Origin of the sequence: Acidovorax sp. NB1 (assembly GCF_005405905.1) — a bacterium.
Classification (GTDB): domain Bacteria; phylum Pseudomonadota; class Gammaproteobacteria; order Burkholderiales; family Burkholderiaceae_C; genus Acidovorax.
Map to the genome: position 1 here is coordinate 192,119 of NZ_BJHU01000021.1, position 20,511 is coordinate 212,629.

Here is a 20,511-nt window from a genome sequence, read left to right on the forward strand (position 1 = left end):
AAAGGCGCCGGACCGACCGACAGCCAACGGCCGATTGTGGCGGAACAACGGAGCGCCTTCCAGGCGCCTCAGGCGGACGGCATGCAACAGCCACCCGTACAGACCAAACAACAAAGCCCCGGCAAAGCGGGGCTTCGTTGCTTGCCGGAGGAAAATTCCTCAGGCGGGAGTCACATTGACCGTGGACTTGGACAATGCACCCTTGGTGCCGAACGACACGTGGCCGTCCACCAGGGCGAACAAGGTGTGATCCTTGCCGACACCGACGTTGTTACCGGGGTGGAAACGCGTGCCACGTTGACGCACGATGATCGAGCCTGCGCTGATCAGTTCACCACCGAACGCCTTGACACCCAGCATCTTTGGCTTGGAGTCGCGCCCATTTCGCGTAGAGCCGCCGCCTTTTTTCTGTGCCATGACTCAGCTCCTTCGCTTAAGCAGCAATCGCACCGATTTGCAGTTCGGTGAACTGCTGGCGATGGCCTTGGCGTTTTTGATAGTGCTTGCGACGGCGCATCTTGAAGATGTGCACCTTGTCGTGCTTGCCGTGGGCCACAACAGTGGCTTTCACGGTTGCGCCGGACACCAGGGGCGTACCAACCTTCAGTTCAGCGCCGTTGCCGACAGCCAGAACCTGGTCGATCACGATCTCCTGGCCTACGTCCGCAGCAATCTGTTCTACTTTAATTTTTTCGCCGGAAGCAACGCGATACTGCTTGCCGCCGGTTTTTATGACCGCGTACATGTTGACCTCTTAATATGAGTTCCGCAGACGGATTTCTGCAGAGCCAATGAGTATAGCGCATCGCCAGAAAAGCGTCCAGCCCCTGCACAGACCAGCACAACAAGCAACGCCTGCGCTGCAATGACCCCGCTCAGGCCTTCCTATAATCCGGGCACTTCCTGTGACCGCCATCTTGACTGACCATACCGCCCCCACAGCCTCCCCCCTCACGCTCGTTGCCGATGACATGCACGAGGTCGATCAGGTCATTGGGCGGCGCCTGACGTCCAGCGTACCGCTGGTCGCCCAGATATCGCAGTACATCATTGCCGCCGGAGGCAAACGCCTGCGCCCTGCGCTGCTCCTCATGGTGTGTGGCGCACTGGGCTATCGCGGCGCCCATCGATTCAGCCTCGCAGCGGTGGTCGAGTTGATTCACACCGCTACATTGCTGCATGACGATGTGGTGGACGCATCCACACTGCGCAGGGGCCGCCCCACGGCCAACGAGACATTCGGCAATCCAGCCAGCGTGCTGGTGGGCGACTTCCTGCACACCCGCTCCTTCCAGATGATGGTGGAAGCAGGAAGCATGCGGATCATGGAAATCCTCTCGGAAGCCACGAACGTGATCGCCGAGGGCGAGGTACTGCAGCTCATGAATATGCATGATGCCTCGCTGGACGAAGCGGGCTATTTGCGTGTGATCCGCTCCAAAACAGCCAAGCTGTTCGAAGCCAGCGCCAGACTCGGCGCCGTACTCGCCGACAGCACACCCGAAATCGAAGAAGCATGCGCCACCTACGGGCAAGCGCTGGGTACCGCCTTCCAGATCATTGACGACGTCCTGGATTACGACGGCGATGCCTCGGAAATGGGAAAAAACCTGGGCGACGACTTGCGCGAAGGCAAGTCCACGCTGCCATTGATTGCCGCCATGGAGCGAGGAACCCCCAGCCAGGCCCTCATTGTTCGCCAGGCCATCGAACAAGGTTCAACAGAACAATTGAGCGAGATCATCCTCATTGTTCGAGCCACCGGAGCCTTGGATGTAACTCGCGCAGCCGCATTCGCAGAAGCACACCGAGCCATGGCTGCCGCAGAGCGACTTCCAGCCAATGCGCATTCAAAGGCCTTGCTAGAATTAGCCGCACAATTGTTAGCTCGGCGCAACTAAAACGCCCACTCCGCTCACAAACGGATGTATTGCAATTCACGGGGTGTAGCTTAGCCTGGTAGAGCGCTACGTTCGGGACGTAGAGGCCGGAGGTTCGAATCCTCTCACCCCGACCAGGAATAAAACGGAAAAGCCCAAGTGAATCAAGCACTTGGGCTTTTTTGCTTTTGGTCGTCATGAATGACGATTCAGAGTAAATCTTGGTCCTCGATGGCCCAAGAATGGCCCACGTCGGCATGCAGGTTGCGCGCGGTAAAGTGCAGCTCTACACTGATCGCACTGACTGACCTGTGTGGCTGGTGCGGTGGATGTGGAGTAGTGCCCCTCCACCCGGTGTAATTTAAGGGAAGCGCCAGCACGTTCCTTGGGCGATTTAGCGATAGCCCGACACGCCAAACACAGTGCCCGGAAATCCCCGAGGCCGCGACGCATGCGGACAGTCTTTTAGCGCCACGATGGCGAGTTGAGTCTGGGATGGGATTGTGTGACTCCCCTTAGCCCATAGTTCCAGACTCAAAAGGGAACCTGCTCTCATCTGATTTGAATCGCTCAACGAACCGGCCACCGGTTCGCCGATGTCGATTGGAAGAGTCATGGAGATCCCTGTCCTGCCAGAAGCACACTCTGGCCATTACCTTGTCAGCGCCCTCCTCGCTGAGCCCCCTCCACCCGTTCGCATCCTCTTCATCGAGCAGCTCTCGCTGCTGATCGGCAAGAGCTGCACCACCATTCGGACCTTCGCGACCTGCGAAAAGTACAAGGACCGGAACTTGATCCCCCGGCCTTTCAAGATGCCGGGCTCAAGGCGCCTGTGCTGGTATGAACGCGATGTCCTCGCGTGGATCGAATCCACTCGCCCTGCGGAGCCACCCCCGCCACGCCGCCCTCGCGGCCGCCCGACCAAAGCCGAACAACTTGCTCGACAGCGCTGGGCCAACTCGGCGGGAGGGCGCTGAACCATGGCAGCGCTTTCCTCCAACACCCAATGCAGCCCGCAATCACAGCAACACCGTCTGGATCAGGCTCTCGGCCGGTTACGCCAGCGCGTCCTTGAGCGGTCTGCCGCGGCCTCGGCGACGCCGCGTGCGACCAAAGAAGCAGTCGTCCAGCTTCCGTGGTGGCATGACCTGGATCGCGCGATTCCAAACCACATTGCGCGGTCAAGCCTCTTTGCCCCAGTGGCCCGAGGCCGCAGAGCTACCCACGAGGGAAAGGTGCTCACCAGCCGATCAGATGTGCAACTGCGGTACTGGGGCGTTCAGCTCGATGAGCCCGACTCCGATGTCTGGATGCAAGCCCTTCACGAGGCACGTCGTCATCCTGTTGGTGCGCCAGTGCCCGTCGTTCGCTCGCACTTTCTGAAGTCCTTGGGGCGACACATCGGGAGCACGGATTACGGATGGCTGCATGAGTCGTTCTTGCGGCTCAGCCTCGGCATGTTGGAGATCAAAACGCGGAAGTACACCGTGGGCGAAGTTCCGGGCGACGCCGCGCCGAGCAAGGGCATTCACCGCGTCCTGCACCTGATCGACGGCTTCGATTTGGACGAGGAACTGGACACCTACGTTCTGCGCATCGACCGTCGCATGGTTCGCCTGTTCAGCAACCGTGAGTTCGCGCTGATCGATTGGGAGAAGCGATTGCAGATCAAGGTCCAGCGGGACATGGCAAAGGCGCTGCAACGCCTGGTCGCCACCTCGTCAGACGCGACCCAGCGCCACAGTCTTGCCTGGCTGAAAGACAAGCTGCAATACAGCAGCCCGATTTCCAAGTTCCGTCAACCAGTGCTGGCTGCTGCAGCTGAGTTGGAGCGACTGGGAATCATCGCTGGAGCGCGCCTGGAACAAAGCACCCACGGGAAGGAGCAGATCGTATGGACGAGGCTGTGATTTCCAGCGCCACCGATCAACCCCGACCGCAGTCCGACGAAGACGCAGCTGCAGCAGAACACCTGCCCGAGGTTCAGCGCCTCGTGGATGCCGTCCGCGCGTGCCTGAACGCTCTGCCTGCGATCAAGTCGAAGGGGGAGCCAACAAGCAAATCCGCAGCCACGCAGGAGGAGTACCTGAAGCTGGCAAGGCAGCTGCTTTATCGCGGCAACACCGGCGAGGACGACCTCGTTTCAGTGGTGAGCAACACTGGCCGCTCAACCACGTTCTACAAGCGCTTGGCCGCTCTTCGGTATCACTGCCTCTGGAGCGTCGGTGCGATGTCATCGGCTCTGCCACAGGCATGGGACACATCGACCCGCGAACGGTTGATGGCCTCGTGCAGCCAACTGTTGATGACCATGCGGGCCCTGGTCCGGCTTCAGCAGCAAGGGATGACGCAGCCAAGGTCCAAGCGCCGAAGCAAGCGCCAGGCGCTGCGTGGACTGCCATCCACGTGGAGGGAAGACATTTGCGCACGCGGCATGCATGGCAAGTACGCCGACGCGCTCTTGATCTCCGCGCTGACTGGCGCCCGCCCTTCCGAGCTGGCGACAGGAATCGATGTGTGGGTGGAATTCGACGACCTGCTGCGCAAGCACATCCTCTGCTTGCATGTGATTGGCGTCAAAGTCAAAGCAAGCCAGGGCCAACCGAATCGCTTTGTGGCCTACGCGGAGGACGACGCCCATCCACTGGTTGCTGCCCTTGCACGGCGACTCAGGATGGAGCCTGGAAAAAAGCTGCATGTCCAGATTGCCAGCGCTGCCAACTTCACAACCGAAGTCCGACGGCTCGGGCACGCCCTCTGGCGGGACCACGCTCACACAATCACCGCCACCTGCTTTCGACACCAGTGGTCCGCAGACCTTAAGGCGTCAGGCGACGGAGATGCCGCCAGCCGTGGTCTTGGCCACCGCAGCAGCAAGACACGCCGCAATTACGGCACAGCGCACCAGGCGAGCAGCGGGCGCGTCTTGCGCCCGGTTCGCGTCGAAGCGGAATTGCCCGTGAAGACGCAGCAATCCTGGCCTCGCCTCGAAGCTAAAGCGCCGCGACTGGAATGAGGGAACGCGAACGACGAATGGGGCAATGACGCCAGTCATTGCCCCATTTCTGTTTGGATATCCAGCCGTGATCTACGACCCCCTGCCACTGCGCCCGGCCTGGTGCAACATTGCATTGCGCTATTGCATGCAAAGGCAGTACATTTACCAGACACCATTGACGAGACGCTGCCATGTCACGCCTGAAGGACGAAACCCTTTCCATCCGCACCTCCGCCGAGATCAAGCAGCTTTTGCGCTTGGCGGCTGATCGCGAGCGTCGCTCGGTGGCGTCGATGATCGAAATTTTGGTGTTGGAGTACGCGCGCAGCCATGACTTGAGACTGGACCGCCCGAACGGAGAACCGGCCAAGGCGAGCGCTTGACGTGGCCACCCTAGCCACAGGGAGCCGCCTGCCCGCAAACCACACATATCCATGACGGCAGGAACAGATTCATGACGACCACAGAACACCAAATCGAGCTTGACCTGATCGCCAAGCTCGGTGACCTCAAATACAGCTACCGCCCAGACATTCGCGACCGAGCTGCGTTGGAAGCTAACTTCCGCACCAAGTTCGAAGCGCTCAACCGAGTGCGGTTGACCGACAGCGAGTTCCTACGCCTGTTGGACAGCATCATCACGCCCGATGTCTACAAGGCGGCACAAACGCTGCGCAACATCAACGCCTTCGAGCGCGACGATGGCACGCCGCTGAACTACACCCTGGTGAACATCCGGGACTGGTGCAAGAACGACTTCGAGGTCGTCAACCAGCTGCGCATGAACACCGACAACAGCCATCACCGCTACGACGTGATGCTGCTCATCAACGGCGTGCCGGTGGTGCAGATCGAGCTGAAGACGCTGGCGGTCAGCCCGCGCCGTGCCATGCAGCAGATCGTCGATTACAAGGGCGACCCCGGCAACGGCTATGGCAAGACGCTGCTTTGCTTCTTGCAGCTCTTCATCGTCAGCAACCGCACCGACACCTGGTACTTCGCCAACAACAACGCCCGGCACTTCAGTTTCAATGCCGATGAGCGCTTCTTGCCGGTCTACCAGTTCGCCAGCGAGGACAACAAGAAGGTCACCCAGCTCGATAGCTTCGCCGAGAAGTTCCTCGCCAAGTGCACCCTGGGCCAGATGATCAGCCGCTACATGGTGCTGGTGGCCAGCGAGCAGAAGCTGCTGATGATGCGGCCGTACCAAATCTACGCCGTCAAAGCCATCGTGGAGTGCATCCACCAGAACTGCGGCAACGGCTACATCTGGCACACCACGGGGTCAGGCAAGACCCTGACCTCGTTCAAGGCGTCCACCCTGCTCAAGGACAACCCGGACATCGACAAGTGCCTGTTCGTGGTTGACCGCAAGGACCTGGATCGCCAGACACGTGAAGAATTCAACCGGTTCCAGGAAGGCTGCGTCGAAGAGAACACCAACACCGAGGCGCTGGTGCGCCGCCTGCTGTCTGACGACTATGCCGACAAGGTGATCGTCACCACCATCCAAAAGCTCGGCCTGGCGCTGGACGAAAACAGCAAGCGCAACAAGCAGAAGGAAAAGCAGGGCCAGGAGACCTACAAGCAGCGTTTGGAGCCCCTGCGCGAGCAGCGCGTGGTGTTCATCTTCGACGAGTGCCACCGCTCGCAGTTTGGCGACAACCACAAGGCCATCAAGGAGTTCTTCCCGAAGGCCCAGTTGTTTGGCTTCACTGGCACCCCGATCTTCAAGGACAACGCGACGGCCGTACAGATTGAAGGCCAGCAGGCCAGCTACCGCACCACGGATGACCTGTTCCAGCGATGCCTGCACGAATACACGATCACGCACGCCATCGAGGACCAGAACGTCCTGAAGTTCCACATCGACTTCTTCAAGCCCGAGGGCAAGAAGCCGCCCAAGCCGGGCGAGGGCTTGCCGAAAGCCAAGGTCATCGAGACCATCCTGGCCAAGCACGATGCTGCCACCAACGGGCGCAAGTTCAATGCTGTGCTGGCCACCGCCAGCATCAATGACGCCATCGAGTACTTCGAGGCCTTCAAAGAACTGCAGGACAAAAAGCAGGCTGAGGATGACGGCTTCGTCCCGCTGAACGTGGCCTGCGTGTTCTCTCCCCCTGCCGAAGGCAACAAGGACGTGCAGCAGATTCAGGAAGACCTGCCGCAGGAGAAGGCCGACAACCAGCAGGACCCCGAAGGCAAGAAGGCCGCGCTCACGCGCATCATGGCCGACTACAACGCGCGTTTCGGTACCAACCACCGCATTGCTGAGTTCGACCTGTACTACCAGGATGTGCAGAAGCGCATCAAAGACCAGCAGTACCCGAATGCCGATCTGCCGCACAGCCAAAAGATCGACATCACCATCGTGGTGGACATGCTGCTCACCGGTTTCGACTCCAAGTACCTCAACACGCTGTACGTGGACAAGAACCTCAAGTACCACGGCCTGATCCAGGCGTTCTCCCGCACCAACCGCGTCTTGAACGACAGCAAGCCCTACGGCAACGTGCTCGACTTCCGCCAGCAGCAAAAGCCCGTGGAAGAGTCCATCGCGCTCTTCTCGGGTGAGAAGACCAACAACCCGCGTGAAATCTGGCTGGTAGATCCAGCGCCCAAGGTCATCGACACCTTGCAAGCCGCCACCCAGAAGCTGGCGGACTTCATGCAGTCACAAGGCCTGACGAACGCCCCAGAGGAAGTCGCGAACCTGAAGGGCGACGCCGCCCGCAGCCAGTTCGTCAACCTCTTCAAAGAAGTGCAGCGGCTTAAAACGCAGCTGGACCAATACACCGACCTGTCGGAAGAGCAGAAAACGCAGATCACCCGGATCGTGCCGCCCGACCAGATGCTGGGCTTCAAGGGCGTATACCTGGAGACCGCCAAGCGCTTGAAGGCCCTGCAAGACCGCGACCAAACGCCGCCCGAAGTGCAGCAGCTCGACTTCGAGTTCGTGCTCTTCGCCTCGGCGGTGATCGACTACGACTACATCATGGGCCTGATCGCGCGCATGACGCAGCAGAAGCCCGGCAAGCTGACCTTGAACCGCGAGCAACTCATCGGCCTGATCCAAGCCGATGCCAAGTTCATCGACGACCGCGACGACATCGCCGAGTACATCCGTGGCCTGCCCGTGGGACAGGCGCTGGACGAAGACGCCATTCGCAAAGGCTTTGATCGTTTCAAGGCCGAAAAGAAGAGCCGGGTGCTGTCAGAGGTGGCCCTACGCCATGGCCTGGGAGCTGATGCGCTGCGAGGCTTCGTCGATGGCGTGCTGCGCCGCCGCATCTTTGATGGCGAAGCGCTGAGCGAGTTGATGGCACCACTGGATCTGAGTTGGAAGGCCCGCACACAGAAGGAATTGGCGTTGATGGAAGAACTGACGCCGCTGCTGCACAAACTGGCGCAAGGGCGAGAGATTTCAGGTTTGAGTGCGTATGAACAATAAGGAAAAGAGCGCCATGCGCGAAGACAAGAACGGGCCAGGACTGGTCCCTCGGCTGCGGTTCCCGGAATTTTTGAATGCTGGGCAGTGGAGTGCGCCAACGCTCGCAGACATTTCCACGCCAGTCGAGGAGCGCGTCGGCGACAGAACCCTCACACCAGTCAGCATCTCGGCAGGTATCGGATTTGTCCCGCAGGCCGAGAAGTTTGGCCGCGACATCTCGGGCAACCAATATCGGATGTATACCGTGGTACGAGACGGTGACTTTGTTTACAACAAGGGAAATTCACTCAAATTCCCTCAAGGATGCGTATACGACCTTCAGGGCTGGGGTGAAGCAGCTGCGCCTAACGTATTTATCTGCTTCCGACCAAAAGCCGGGTATGAAAATAGCTTTTTGCGGCAGTGCTTTGAGCAAAATATTCATGGGATCCAGCTCAAAAAGAAGATTACCAGCGGCGCTCGAAGCAATGGCCTACTAAATATTAGCAAGGAAGCGTTTCTTGGGATAAAGATTCCGACACCCAGTCAAGCAGAACAGCGCCACATTGGTGAATGCCTGTCTTCGCTGGATAACACGATTGCCGGAGAAGTCAAAAAGCTCGAAGCCCTCAGGCTGCATAAAGATGGCTTGATGCAAAGGCTTTTCCCGAGCACTGAAAGATCTATCCCCGAGCTACGGTTTCCGGAGTTTGATGACGGTAGTGCCTGGCCAAAAGTTCCAGCTGGAGATGTTTTCACCAATCGGATCGAGCGCGGGAGATCTGATCTTCCAATTTACTCGGTAACGATGACTGACGGGATGGTCCCGCGCGCCTCGCTAGATCGAAAAATTGAAGATACAGCAGTGGCTGGAGTCAACAAGACGGCACGCGCAGGCGATATTGCTTACAACATGATGCGGATGTGGCAAGGCGCTTTAGGCGTTGCCCCTGAGAATTGCATGGTTAGCCCCGCGTACATTGTTCTTGAGCCACAAGGCATCAATCCATTCTTTTACTTTTATCTATTGAAGAAACCTCAACTCCTTCATATTCTAACTGCCCATTCAAGAGGCTTGACGGAGGATCGATTGCGGCTTTACTACGACGATTTTGCGAAGATTAAACTACCATGCCCCCCACTAGCTGAGCAAAATCGAATCGCGGACTGCCTGCTATCAGTCGACCAACTCATCACCGCCCAAATTAAACGAGTTAATGCGATCAAAACTCAAAAGAAGGGACTGATGCAGCGGCTCTTTCCCGACCTAAGCCGGGTGGGTGTATGAAACAGGGCCAAACCTTCGCCGACTTGCCACAAGTGGCCTCGCATCTGCGCCGAGAACTGGAGAATAAAAAGACTATCGTCTTGTATGCCTACAACGGCACTGGCAAGACGCGCCTGTCCATGGCCTTCAAGGACATTGGAAAACAAGGCGGCGCCAACGCAGAAGCGCGTGACACCCTGTACTTCAATGCCTTCACCGAGGACCTGTTCCACTGGGATAACGACCTAGAGGGTGACAGCGACCGCAAGCTGACGCTGAACGCCAGCTCGCGCTTCTTCGCCGGCTTGGCAGAGTTGGAGATGGACAACCGCATCCGCCCGTTGCTGCAGCGCTATGCGGACTTTGACTTCCGCATCGACACCCAGGAATGGGCGGTGCGGTTTTCGCGCACAGTGGACGGGCAGGTCATCGACAACATCAAGGTCTCTCGTGGGGAAGAGAACATCTTTGTTTGGTGCTTCTTCCTCGCCGTCATGCGGCTGGCGATGGACCCGGAGATTGAGGCTTACCGCTGGGTGAAGTACGTCTACATCGACGACCCGATTTCGTCGCTCGATGAGCACAACGCCATTTCGGTGGGCAACCACTTGGCGCAGCTCTTGAACAAAGCAGACAACCCGCTGAAGGTCGTTATCTCGTCGCACCATCCGCTGTTCTTCAACGTGATGCACAACGAACTGGATGCGCGCAAGTCGAAGAAGGTCTCGGCGCACTTCTTGTCGCGATCCAAAACGGATGGTTCATACACCTTGGCCTACACCGGGGCGACCCCGTTCTTTCACCATGTGGCGGTGCTGACGGACCTGTACCAGGCGGCGCAATCGGGCGAGCTGTACACCTACCACTTCAACATGCTGCGCTCGGTGCTGGAGAAGTCAGCGAGCTTCCATGGCTTCTCGAAGTTCTCGGCCTGCATCCCAACCGACGATGCGGACGACCCGGAAGGCGTGCTGCATGCCCGGCTCATCAACATCCTGAGCCACGGCGACTATTCCTTGTTCGAACCCAAGCCGATGGGGGACGAGAACAAGGAGCACTTCAAGACGATTCTGAATGGCTTCCTGAGCCGTTACCCATTCAACCCCGATTTGTTCTCCCAGCCTGCTCCGGCTGCCGCACCCGCAGGTACACCATGACCGATTACGAAAAGCAAAAACTAGGCAAGACCCTTTGGGCGATTGCGGACCAACTGCGCGGTGCCATGAACGCGGACGACTTCCGCGACTACATGCTCGCCTTCCTGTTCCTGCGCTACCTCTCGGACAACTACGAGGCCGCCGCAAAGAAGGAACTGGGCCAAGACTACCCGAAGCAGATCGACGGTTCAGTCACTACGCCGCTGCAGCTTTGGTACGAGGCCAACGAAGGCGACGTGAAGGAGTTCGAGAAGCAGATGCGCCGCAAGGTGCATTACGTGATCGAACCTCAATACCTATGGGGCAACATCGCCGAGATGGCACGCACCCAAGATGCGATGTTGCTGAACACGCTTCAGCGCGGGCTGGGCTACATCGAGACTGAATCCTTCGCCAGCACGTTCCGGGGCTTGTTCTCTGAGATCAACCTGGCCTCGGACAAGCTGGGCAAGACGTACACGGAGCGCAATGCCCAGCTGTGCAAGATCATCAAGGAGATTGCAGACGGGCTGAGCCAGTTCTCGACTGACAGCGATACGTTGGGCGATGCCTACGAGTATCTGATCGGCCAGTTCGCAGCAGGCTCAGGCAAGAAGGCGGGCGAGTTCTATACCCCGCAGCCCATTTCCAGCATCCTGTCAGCCATCGTCACGCTGGACGGGCAAGAGCCCGCCACGGGCCAGCGCTCGCACCTGGACAGCGTGTTGGACTTTGCCTGCGGGTCTGGTTCGCTGCTGCTGAACGTGCGCCACCGCATGGGGCCGCACGGCATCGGCAAAATCTATGGGCAAGAAAAGAACATCACCACCTACAACCTGGCGCGCATGAACATGCTGCTGCATGGGGTGAAGGATTCGGAGTTCGACATCTTTCACGGCGACACCCTGCTCAACGAGTGGGATGACCTGCGTGAGACCAATCCGGCCAAGATGCCGAAGTTCGATGCGGTGGTGGCCAACCCGCCGTTCAGTTATCGCTGGGAGCCCTCGGAATCGCTCAGCGAGGACATGCGCTTCAAGAACTATGGCCTGGCGCCCAAGTCGGCTGCGGACTTCGCATTCCTGCTGCATGGCTTCCACTTCCTGAAGCAGGACGGCGTGATGGCCATCATCCTGCCGCACGGGGTGTTGTTCCGTGGCGGCGCCGAGGCACGCATCCGCACCAAGCTCCTCAAGGATGGGCACATCGACACGGTGATTGGCCTGCCGGCCAACCTGTTCTTCTCCACGGGTATCCCGGTCTGCATCCTGGTGCTGAAGAAGTGCAAAAAGCCGGACGACGTGCTGTTCATCAATGCCGCCGAGGAGTACGACAAGGCCAAGCGGCAGAACGTGCTCCAGCCTGAGCACATCAACAAGATCATCGGCACCTACCAGTTCCGCAAGGAAGAGCAGCGCTACTCGCGCCGGGTGAGCATGGAAGAAATCGAGAAGAACGATTTCAACCTGAACATCTCGCGCTATGTGAGCACTGCGGAAGACGAAGAAGAGATCGACCTGGCAAAGGTGCACGAGGAGTTGGTGGCTTTGGATCGGAAGATCAAGACCGCCACACAGCAGCACAACGAGTTCCTCAAGGAGCTGGGGCTGCCATTGCTGCCCTGACTCTCCGGAAAGGCCGACCGCGTGAGCTATCCCAAACCCTGGAAGAGCTATGCCGATCAACTGGACCAGTTGATCGGCCGGGGCATGGTCGTCACCGACCGTGCTCGGGCGCTGGACTACCTGGAGCGCATTGGCTATTACCGCCTCAGCGGCTACTGGTTCGCGTTCCGCGAACGCAGCGAGCCGTTATGCCTGTTGGATGAGCACGGTCGCAAGCCTAAGAAGGTGCGCGAAGAGCGCATCGCCCTTGATGCCTTCCGGGCTGGGACCACCTTCCAGAATGCGGTGGACCTGTACGTCTTTGACAAGCAGCTTCGGCTGCTGGTCATGGACGCATTGGAACGCATCGAAGTCGCGCTGCGCGTGGACGTGTCCCACACCCTTGGGCAACTTGACCGCTTTGCCTACCTCAAGCCCGAGCTCTTCCACGACGAGTTCAGCGTCAAGCTGGACAAGGATTCCGGCCTCACCCGGCACCACGAGTGGCTGGGCAAGCATGCCCAGTTGATCGGCCGCTCCAGGGAAGAATTCGTTCGGCACAACCGGACGAAATATGGCCTACCACTGGCAATCTGGGTGGCCTGCGAGGTGTGGGACTTCGGCACGCTTTCGACGCTGTTCAACGGCCTTCGCGAGGCCGAGCAAGACGCGATTGCCAGCCAGTACGGCGTGAGCAACGGCCGGGTGTTCGCGACATGGCTGCGAAGCCTGAACTATCTGCGCAATGTCTGTGCGCACCACAGCCGTCTCTGGAATCGGAACATCGTCGATCAGCCGAAGCTGCCGTCGTCTGCAGAGCAGGCCTGGGTCACACCGTTTGAGACCGATGCGCACGCGCGGGCGCGCTGCTTCTTGCTCTTGAAGATCACCCGACATCTGCTGGGCGTGGTCAATCCTCGGTCGAGCTGGCCTGATCGGATGAAAGCGCATCTGCTCGCCTTCCCCGATCTCTCTCACCTCGGCCTGAACCTGGCGGGCATGGGCGCCCCTGGTGCGTGGGAGGCAGACTGGTGAGCACAGGCAATAAAAAACCCCTCAGCAGCTTCTCTGCCGAAGCAGAGTCACCGAGAGGGGCCGTGTTGATACGAATTCTAGGCTACCGGGCCGGTACCGTCAACGCCCGTACTTGTCCGCAGACGTGCGCCAAGGACTAGGAAAGCGCGCAATTAGGGAGGAAAAGATGGCAATTTGGTTGATTCGCGCTGGATCTCACGGCGAATACGAACAGAAGTTCATCCAGGAAGGTAGGGTCTATGTGACCTGGGATGAGCTGAACCTGGATCTGTCTAAGCTGCAGCAGCGAAGCGAGTTGACCGCTGAAATGACCCAGCGCTACCCGGAGGCTAAGCCCAAGGCTGTGCTGAACTGGGTCAGTCAGGTCTGGCCCTTCGCCCACGAGATGCAGAAGGGCGACCTCGTAGTGTTGCCCCTGAAGACGCAGCCTGCGGTCTACATCGGTGAGATCACGGGGGACTACCACGCCGAGACGGCTGGCCCGAACCCCTTCTTCCACTGGCGAGCTGTGAAGTGGATCGGCGAAGCCATCCCCCGGACGCACTTTGGCAAGGACCTGTTGTTTTCCTTCGGGGCGTTTCTCACCATCTGCCGTATCCAGCGCAACAACGCCGAGCAGCGCATCGCTGCCATGCGCGCCCATGGGTGGAAGGCAGAAACGCTGGCAGCACCTGCCAAGGCAGCGACGGCAACGACCGCCGATGTCGAGGCCGCAGATGCCGACCTGGACGAGTTGGCACGCGACCAGATCGCCGCTCTTGTTGCTGCTCGCTTCAAGGGGCACGGCTTGACCCGACTGGTTGAGGGCATCCTGAAAGCCCAAGGCTACACCACCTACCGCAGCCCGGAAGGAGCAGACGGCGGTGCAGACATCCTTGCAGGCTCTGGCCCCTTGGGGTTTTCCGCGCCGCGTCTGTGCGTGGAGGTGAAGTCTGAGGACTCGCCGATTGGCCGCGAGCCGGTGGACAAACTGCTGGGCGCCATGACCAAGTTCAATGCTGATCAGGGCCTGTTCGTGGCCTGGGGTGGCTTCAAGGGCAACGTGCAGAAGGAGCTGGCCTCCCAGTTCTTCCGGCTCCGGCTCTGGACGCAAAAGGAGCTGCTCGAACAGCTGTTCGAGCAGTACGAGCGTCTGGATGAAGACCTCAAGGCCGAGCTGCCACTGAAGCGGGTGTGGATGGTGGCATCGCAAGATGAGGTGCTTTGAAAGCCAAGCAAGGCGAGGTGTTCGCACCTTGTTCGGCCGGATGTCACCACACTGTTCGCACAGTTCACGGCACGCTGTCGCCAACGTCTTTGCACATTGCCCCCACCTGCTTCGCACAAAGCAGGCACCGGTCTTCGCGCAAGGGTTGGCACCGTCTGTCGCACATTCATGTTGGACGCACGGTCGCAGGGAGGCTGTCCCCACCGCATTCGACACATTCTTTGAGTTCGCTTCTTCGAGCTCAAAGAATGTGGCCGCTGGACGCCAAGCCGACAGGTTTGGTGGGCAGCGGCAGCTGGGGACACTGCAGAGAAAGGCTGCGTCCAGATCAGGCAGCAGGCTGAATCCTCGCTGCGGCCACGGGCCGGATTGCCGCCATGGGCGGCAGTGGGGGACAGCACGAGGCATGGGTTCGCACCCCGTGCGCCGTGCCAGCATTGCAGCTAGGTTGACCTGACATGGCCAATCCCCGTTCGTTGGTCTACGCCTTGTACAACCATTGGGACACCGTCGAGGTCCTGGTGAGGTTGTCCCGCGAGTTTGCGGTGCTCACCACCGAACAAGTGCTGGGCTGCATCGCGAAGGTGGCACCGCAGCTGGATGCCGAGGCACAGGGGGCAGCCCTTCGCGCCATGGTGAATGCAGACATCCTCCAACCCTGCGCCCGCAGCAGCGACCTGCAGCTCAATGCGTACGTGCTGGACTTCGTGCGCGGGCTGACTCGCGAGCACGAGCTCGGTCTGGCTGCGGTGCTTCAAGCACGCGTTGCTGCCATCCGCGAGGCCACGGAGGCTCTCAACGAGGGCATGCAGGCTGCCGACATGGATCGGACGCGGGGGGCTGCCAACAAGCTCGCTGAACTCTTCCGCCAGATCAGCCTGCAACTGGATCAAGACCGCCACGCACTGCTGGAACTTGCCGAAGACGCCAAGAGCGCCGACGCCAGCATGCCCATCGCCCAGCGCTACCGGCGTGTGCTGGAGGCCTATGACCACTACGTGGAGCCGATGAACCAGATGATGGACACCGGCCCGCAAGGCACGTTTTACCGTTACCTGGAAGACGCCGAACGCTCGCTCGATCTCGCCTTTGAGCAGCTGTCGGTTCAAGGCGGGCTGTACTCGCATCGCCTGCAGCTCAGGCAGGTGGCGCACCAGGCCAAGGAGCTGCGGCGATTTGGCCGTCTGATCGCTCAACAGTGCGCCGACACGGTGCTGCCGTTGCGCGAGGAGATGCGTCAACACAATGCGCTGACCAGTGCCGTCAGCCTGCTGCTGGGCCAAGTTCGCAAACGGGGCCTGCGCAGAGCCTTGTCGCGGCATACCGTCGGCACCGAGATGCCCGTTTGGCGCAATGAGCGGGGCTTCCGCCTGCAGCTGGGCGATGAGGTGCGCACCGTGATGGCCGCAGCGCAGCAGTACCAACCGCAGTCGGTGGCCTTCCCGCAAGATGACCCTGGCAACGCCCCGCCGCTGCTGGAGCACGTGGACGAGGTGGGCATCCGGCAGCAGCTGAGAAGCAGCCTCCCGGTGGACAACCTGCTGGACTGGCTGCATACCCATCACGGTCATCTGCAGGATGCGACGCTGCTGCGGCTGTTCCATGAGCTGCAGCACGAGGGCAGTTGGCAGATCGAAGCCAGTGCGCATCCTGAGACCACCACTTTGCAGACCATCCGCGTGCTGCACCATCCTCACCGCGTGAGCATTCCGGAATGACAACGCCTCATCCACTGACGCCGCAACTGGCGCAGATGCCAGCACTGGCCGAGCTCTTCCGCTTGTTCATGTCCGGCAAGCACCTGAACCGCATGGCCGAGCCCGCACTTTGGGCCGAACTTGAGCAGCACGAACCGGCCTACGCAGGTCTTTTCGCAGCGCTGGGCTTTGAGCTGCGCGTGGATGCGCGAGGCTTTGCTTGGTTCCACAGCACCGATGCCAGCAGCAACATCGGCAAGGTCAGCCGTCAACTGGCGCTGCTGTTCATGGTCATCTTCGACGCCCAAGCCAATGCCGGCAAAGCGCTACAACGCTTCACTGACTGGCTCGTTGATCGGGAATGGCTGGCCGAGGTGCACGAACAGCAGAAAGACCTACTGGACGCCGAAGGGCTGTCTCCCGATGGGCTGATCGATCTGCTGGGCCGCGCCTGCACGCTGGGATTCGCAGTGGCGGAGCCGGCAGGCTGGCGCCTGTTGCCCGCCGTCTGCCGCTACCTGGACCACTTTGAGGGCCTGGCCGCAGCCTCCCGAGATGACGACAACGAGGCGGACGCTGCCCCTGAGGAGAGCGGCGACGAGGTGCTGAACGACGAGGAGGGCGACTGATGCAGCACGGCTTTCAACGCCTGGTTTTGCTTGGCAGCGCAGGCTACTCCCGCGCCGAGCTTCCGCTGGATGGCGCAGTCTCCCTGGTGGCGCCCAACAACACGGGCAAGACCAGCCTGATCAATGCCCTGCAGTTCCTGCTGATCATTGACCGGCGCCGCATGGACTTTGGCGCGCACGACGTGGAGAAGAGCCGGCGGTTTTACTTCCCCAACAACAGCGCCTATGTGCTGCTGGAGGTGTCGTTGCCGGAATCCGGCACCGTGGTGCTCGGGTGTGTCGGCAAGGGTGTGAGCTTCGAGTACGAGTACTTTGCCTACGCCGGCCCGCTCAAGGTGGAAGAGTTCTGCCTGCCCGATGGCTCGCTTGTGGCACAGCCCAAGCTGGCCAGCCATCTGGCCACCCATGGGCGCCGCGTGTTCAGCTACAGCGGCAGCGAGTTCGCCGACATGGTGTATGGCGGCCGGAATCGCAAGCTCAGCGGATCACAAGACTTCTGCGTGTTCCGCCTGGAGCACGCCAGTGACGCCAGCGTCTTCCAGCGTGTGCTCACCCGGACGCTGCGGCTGGACAAGCTGCGGTCCAGCGAGGTGAAAGACTACCTTCTGCAAATCTTCCGGCGTGATCTGCCGGATGCCAGCATCGACTTCAAGGCGGAGTGGGACAAGGCCTTTGCCGACCTCAACGCGGAGCGCAGTCAATACCTGGCCGCCGAACGCCTCAAAGGCAGCCTCGCTGAACTGGAGCGCAAGCAAGATGCTCGACTGACCCTGCGCGGCAAGCTGCTGTGCTGGCGGCCCATGATCGACGAGGCCCTGTGCCAGTGGCAGCAGCACTTCGAGTCACGCCAGCAAGCCCTTCAGCACGAGCTGCAGCAGTGCGATGGCGAGCTGGACCGCTTGCGAGAGCAGGATCGCCAGGCCGTGCGGGAGCAGAGCCAGTGGGAGCTGGAGCAGAAGCAACTGCGCCAGGAGCGCCAACAGCTGCAAGCATTGCAACAGCGATTCGCTCTGGTGGAAAGCCGGGCGGTTCTGGAGACGTGCCGCCGCGACGTGCAGGCACAACGAGATGCTCTGGTGGTCCGCTTGGGCCAAGCGCAAAGCCGGCCACCGGCATCCATCGAACGCGATCTCTCCCGTGTGGACAGAGAGCTGGCCCAGCTGACACAGGAGATGCGCACCCAAGGCCACAACCTCTACCAGCAGCTGGCAGGCGCTTTGCCGCCCGATCAATTGGCGGCGCTGAACAAGGTGCTGGCCAGACCCGTGCTGACCTTGGGCGCCGAAGACTTCCAGCTCGATGGCCAGGCGCTCTCCAAGGCTTTGGGAGATGCCAATGGTGAGCATGCTGGCCTGCCGGGCCTGCAGCTGCGCGTCGCCGCCCTGCCTGAGCAGCACCAACAGCGCGGCCTGGCCGAGCTGGGCGAGCTGCTGCGGGATTTGCAGCAACAGCAGGTGCAGCTGAAAGAGCAGCTGGAGACGGCACAAGCGCTGGCACTTGTCCAACGCGAACGTGATGGATTGGAACAGCAGCTTGTGCAGCTGGACGCCGAGTTGCGGGACTACAGCCAGTTGCAGGCCCTGCAAGGCAGCGACGCTGCGCGGCAAGCACGGCTTGTGACACTCGACCAGAAGCTCGCCGAGCTGGCCACCAGTTTGGCGCAATCGGCTGCCCGGTACCGGGCGCTGGATCAGCAGCGTCAACAGAGGCAGAAGGATCTGGATTCACTCGGGCAACAACACCGGCAGATCGAGCAACGCCGCAACCAACGCATCGATCAGGAAGGCCCGTTCACCTGGCTGTCCGACTCACCCCACCACCCCTGGTTGGCGCAGCCGGAGTTCGCGCTGGAACAGCTGGCCGAGCGCCTGCAGACCTATCAGGCTGACTGCCGCCAATTGCTGGAACTGGACGACCAGATCCGCCGACTGCTGGGCGAAATCCACACGGGCGGGCTCACCAAGTACCAGTTCGTCGGTGAGCCCGAGGCAGAAATCGCGCGCCTGGTGGAGTTCGCCCATCACCTGCCTCAGGAGGCTGAGGCCCTGGAAAAGAAGGTGCGGTCGGCGGTGGTGAATGTGGCCGCTTGCCTGCGCGAACTGCGCGATGGCTTGGCCGCCTTCAAACGCCGGATGCGCGAGTTCAACCGCAAGATCAGCGGGCGCCAGCTCTCCGATCTGGCGGTCTTCAAGATCGAACCCGAAGACGAAACCGCGCTTGTCGAGGCCATCGAGCTGCTCATCAGCACGGCTGCCACAGTCGGCAATGGCGAGACCTTCGAGCTCTTCAACCAGCAGAGCGTGCTGGATGATGACCAGCTCAACCGTGCCAAGACCCTGCTCATCGAGGAAGGCAACGCCCGCCACGGTTTGCGCGTGGCCGACCTGTTCCGTCTGCGCTTCTGGGTGGGCAAGGCGGGTCGCGAGCCGGAAGCCTTTGATGACCTCGACAGCGCCGCCTCGAACGGGACGGTGCTGATGGCCAAGCTGGTGACGGGCTTGGCGATGCTGCACCTGATGCAGGATCAGCGGCGCCCGATCCAAGGCATTTGCTATTTGGACGAAGCCCTGGCGCTGGATGCGCGCAACCAGCGCAGTCTGATCGAGACCGCTGCCGAGTTCGGCTTCTCGCTGATCTTCGCCTCCCCGGCGCCGCTGACCACCGTGCGCTACTGCGTGCCCATTCATCATCGGCAGGGCAGCAACCAGATCAGCCGCTTCAGCTGGCAGATCATCGAACCCGTGGAGGCCTGATGACGGAGCAGGCCCTGCGCGCGGCGTTGCTCAAGCTGCAAGGCAAAAGCACCTTACCCGCCAGCCAGTTCACCGCTGCACAGCGCATGGCTCTGGATCAATTTGCCCGGCGAACAGGTGCCGTGAACTGTCTGCGCCAGGGCCGAGGAGACGTGTACAGCGTTTGCGATCAGGCGGTGTTCGACACTCACGTCTCGCAGCTCTCTCCTCGGCTTGAGCCGTCTATCGCCGAACAACTGCCTCTGCGCGCACAGCACGTGGCCCATGCCCGCGACAGCAAAGCCCGGCGTCATCAACACGGCAGCTATTACCCGCTGCTCAAGGCGGTCGGCGACGCGGTCAGCTGGCATGAGGCCGAAGGAGGCTCGGAGTTGGTACTGAGTGCTGCCACACGCGACTTCGGTGCGGCCTCACTATGCATTCAGTCAGATGACGCTTGGCACTCCGAGCAAGCGCTCTGGCTCGTCGAGAACCAAGCCTTGTTTGATCGCACGGACTGGCTGCCCGAAGGCACGCAGGCCTCGCTGCTGTACTACGGAGGGCAGCTCGACGGCAGGCTACTGTCGTGGCTGGGTCATCGCCCCCGTGCCAGCCAGGTCATCCTTTTTGCCGACTATGACGGCGTGGGCCTGAGCAATTTCGCGCGACTTCGTGAAGCGCTGGGCGATGCTTGCGATTTCTGGCTGATGCCGCAGTGGGAAGCCAAGCTGGCGCGCTATGGCAGCGTGCAGCTATGGCGGGACACCTTGCGCCACTTCACCAAGGCCGTGGCGCAACTACCAGCGCCCGTGCGCGAGCTGACCGAGCAGATGCAACACCTGGGGATGGCACTGGAGCAGGAAGCGGTCTGGCTGCCCTCGTCCTAGTCGCGTTCG

16 protein-coding genes and 1 tRNA gene are annotated in these 20,511 nt (G+C 60.6%); 15 read left to right on the forward strand and 2 right to left on the reverse strand.

Going from position 1 to position 20,511, the window contains the following annotated elements:
* Positions 1–159: 159 nt before the first annotated feature.
* A complete protein-coding gene (rpmA, locus tag AvAM_RS09190) occupies positions 160–417 on the reverse strand; it encodes a 50S ribosomal protein L27 (RefSeq protein WP_008905145.1) in 258 nt (85 codons plus the stop codon).
* Between the two features lie 16 nt (positions 418–433).
* Positions 434–745 (reverse strand): 50S ribosomal protein L21, encoded by a 312-nt coding sequence (rplU, locus tag AvAM_RS09195; RefSeq protein WP_005794184.1) that lies wholly within the window; start codon positions 743–745, stop codon positions 434–436.
* 226 nt (positions 746–971) lie between these two features.
* On the opposite strand from rplU, the gene AvAM_RS09200 reads away from it, so the two are divergent.
* From AvAM_RS09200 to AvAM_RS09275, 15 genes are all read left to right on the forward strand, one after another.
* Complete coding sequence (locus AvAM_RS09200; protein ID WP_137747082.1) at positions 972–1,901, forward strand: polyprenyl synthetase family protein; 930 nt, start codon at positions 972–974, stop codon at positions 1,899–1,901.
* 39 nt (positions 1,902–1,940) lie between these two features.
* Positions 1,941–2,017, forward strand: a tRNA-Pro gene (locus AvAM_RS09205).
* Positions 2,018–2,860: 843 nt separating this feature from the next.
* Positions 2,861–3,790 (forward strand): plasmid replication initiator TrfA, encoded by a 930-nt coding sequence (gene trfA / locus AvAM_RS09215; protein WP_137746773.1) that lies wholly within the window; start codon positions 2,861–2,863, stop codon positions 3,788–3,790.
* Positions 3,775–4,896, forward strand: a complete 1,122-nt coding sequence (locus tag AvAM_RS09220) for a site-specific integrase (protein ID WP_137746774.1) — start codon at positions 3,775–3,777, stop codon at positions 4,894–4,896. Before trfA ends, AvAM_RS09220 begins: the two co-directional genes overlap by 16 nt.
* A 173-nt stretch (positions 4,897–5,069) precedes the next feature.
* Positions 5,070–5,261: a hypothetical protein gene (locus AvAM_RS09225; protein WP_089460208.1), complete on the forward strand. Its 192-nt coding sequence runs from the start codon at positions 5,070–5,072 to the stop codon at positions 5,259–5,261.
* Between the two features lie 71 nt (positions 5,262–5,332).
* Positions 5,333–8,329, forward strand: coding sequence for a type I restriction endonuclease subunit R (locus tag AvAM_RS09230; RefSeq protein ID WP_137746775.1), 2,997 nt, complete (start codon positions 5,333–5,335; stop codon positions 8,327–8,329).
* Complete coding sequence (locus tag AvAM_RS09235) at positions 8,319–9,596, forward strand: restriction endonuclease subunit S (RefSeq protein ID WP_137746776.1); 1,278 nt, start codon at positions 8,319–8,321, stop codon at positions 9,594–9,596. The genes AvAM_RS09230 and AvAM_RS09235 overlap by 11 nt, the downstream gene beginning before the upstream one ends.
* Positions 9,593–10,732, forward strand: a complete 1,140-nt coding sequence (locus tag AvAM_RS09240; RefSeq protein WP_137746777.1) for an AAA family ATPase — start codon at positions 9,593–9,595, stop codon at positions 10,730–10,732. Before AvAM_RS09235 ends, AvAM_RS09240 begins: the two co-directional genes overlap by 4 nt.
* On the forward strand, positions 10,729–12,336 hold the full coding sequence (locus AvAM_RS09245) for a type I restriction-modification system subunit M (RefSeq protein ID WP_137746778.1): 1,608 nt from the start codon (positions 10,729–10,731) through the stop codon (positions 12,334–12,336). The genes AvAM_RS09240 and AvAM_RS09245 overlap by 4 nt, the downstream gene beginning before the upstream one ends.
* Before the next feature lie 21 nt (positions 12,337–12,357).
* Positions 12,358–13,350 (forward strand): Abi family protein, encoded by a 993-nt coding sequence (locus AvAM_RS09250; protein ID WP_137746779.1) that lies wholly within the window; start codon positions 12,358–12,360, stop codon positions 13,348–13,350.
* Positions 13,351–13,516: 166 nt separating this feature from the next.
* Complete coding sequence (locus tag AvAM_RS09255) at positions 13,517–14,557, forward strand: restriction endonuclease (RefSeq protein ID WP_137746780.1); 1,041 nt, start codon at positions 13,517–13,519, stop codon at positions 14,555–14,557.
* Between the two features lie 458 nt (positions 14,558–15,015).
* Complete coding sequence (locus AvAM_RS09260) at positions 15,016–16,275, forward strand: hypothetical protein (protein ID WP_137746781.1); 1,260 nt, start codon at positions 15,016–15,018, stop codon at positions 16,273–16,275.
* Entirely contained in the window at positions 16,272–16,883 is a 612-nt protein-coding gene (locus tag AvAM_RS09265) for a hypothetical protein (protein WP_137746782.1), read from the forward strand. The genes AvAM_RS09260 and AvAM_RS09265 overlap by 4 nt, the downstream gene beginning before the upstream one ends.
* Positions 16,883–19,636, forward strand: coding sequence for a hypothetical protein (locus tag AvAM_RS09270; RefSeq protein ID WP_137746783.1), 2,754 nt, complete (start codon positions 16,883–16,885; stop codon positions 19,634–19,636). Before AvAM_RS09265 ends, AvAM_RS09270 begins: the two co-directional genes overlap by 1 nt.
* Entirely contained in the window at positions 19,636–20,502 is an 867-nt protein-coding gene (locus AvAM_RS09275) for a hypothetical protein (protein WP_137746784.1), read from the forward strand. The genes AvAM_RS09270 and AvAM_RS09275 overlap by 1 nt, the downstream gene beginning before the upstream one ends.
* The last annotated feature ends 9 nt before the right edge of the window (positions 20,503–20,511 follow it).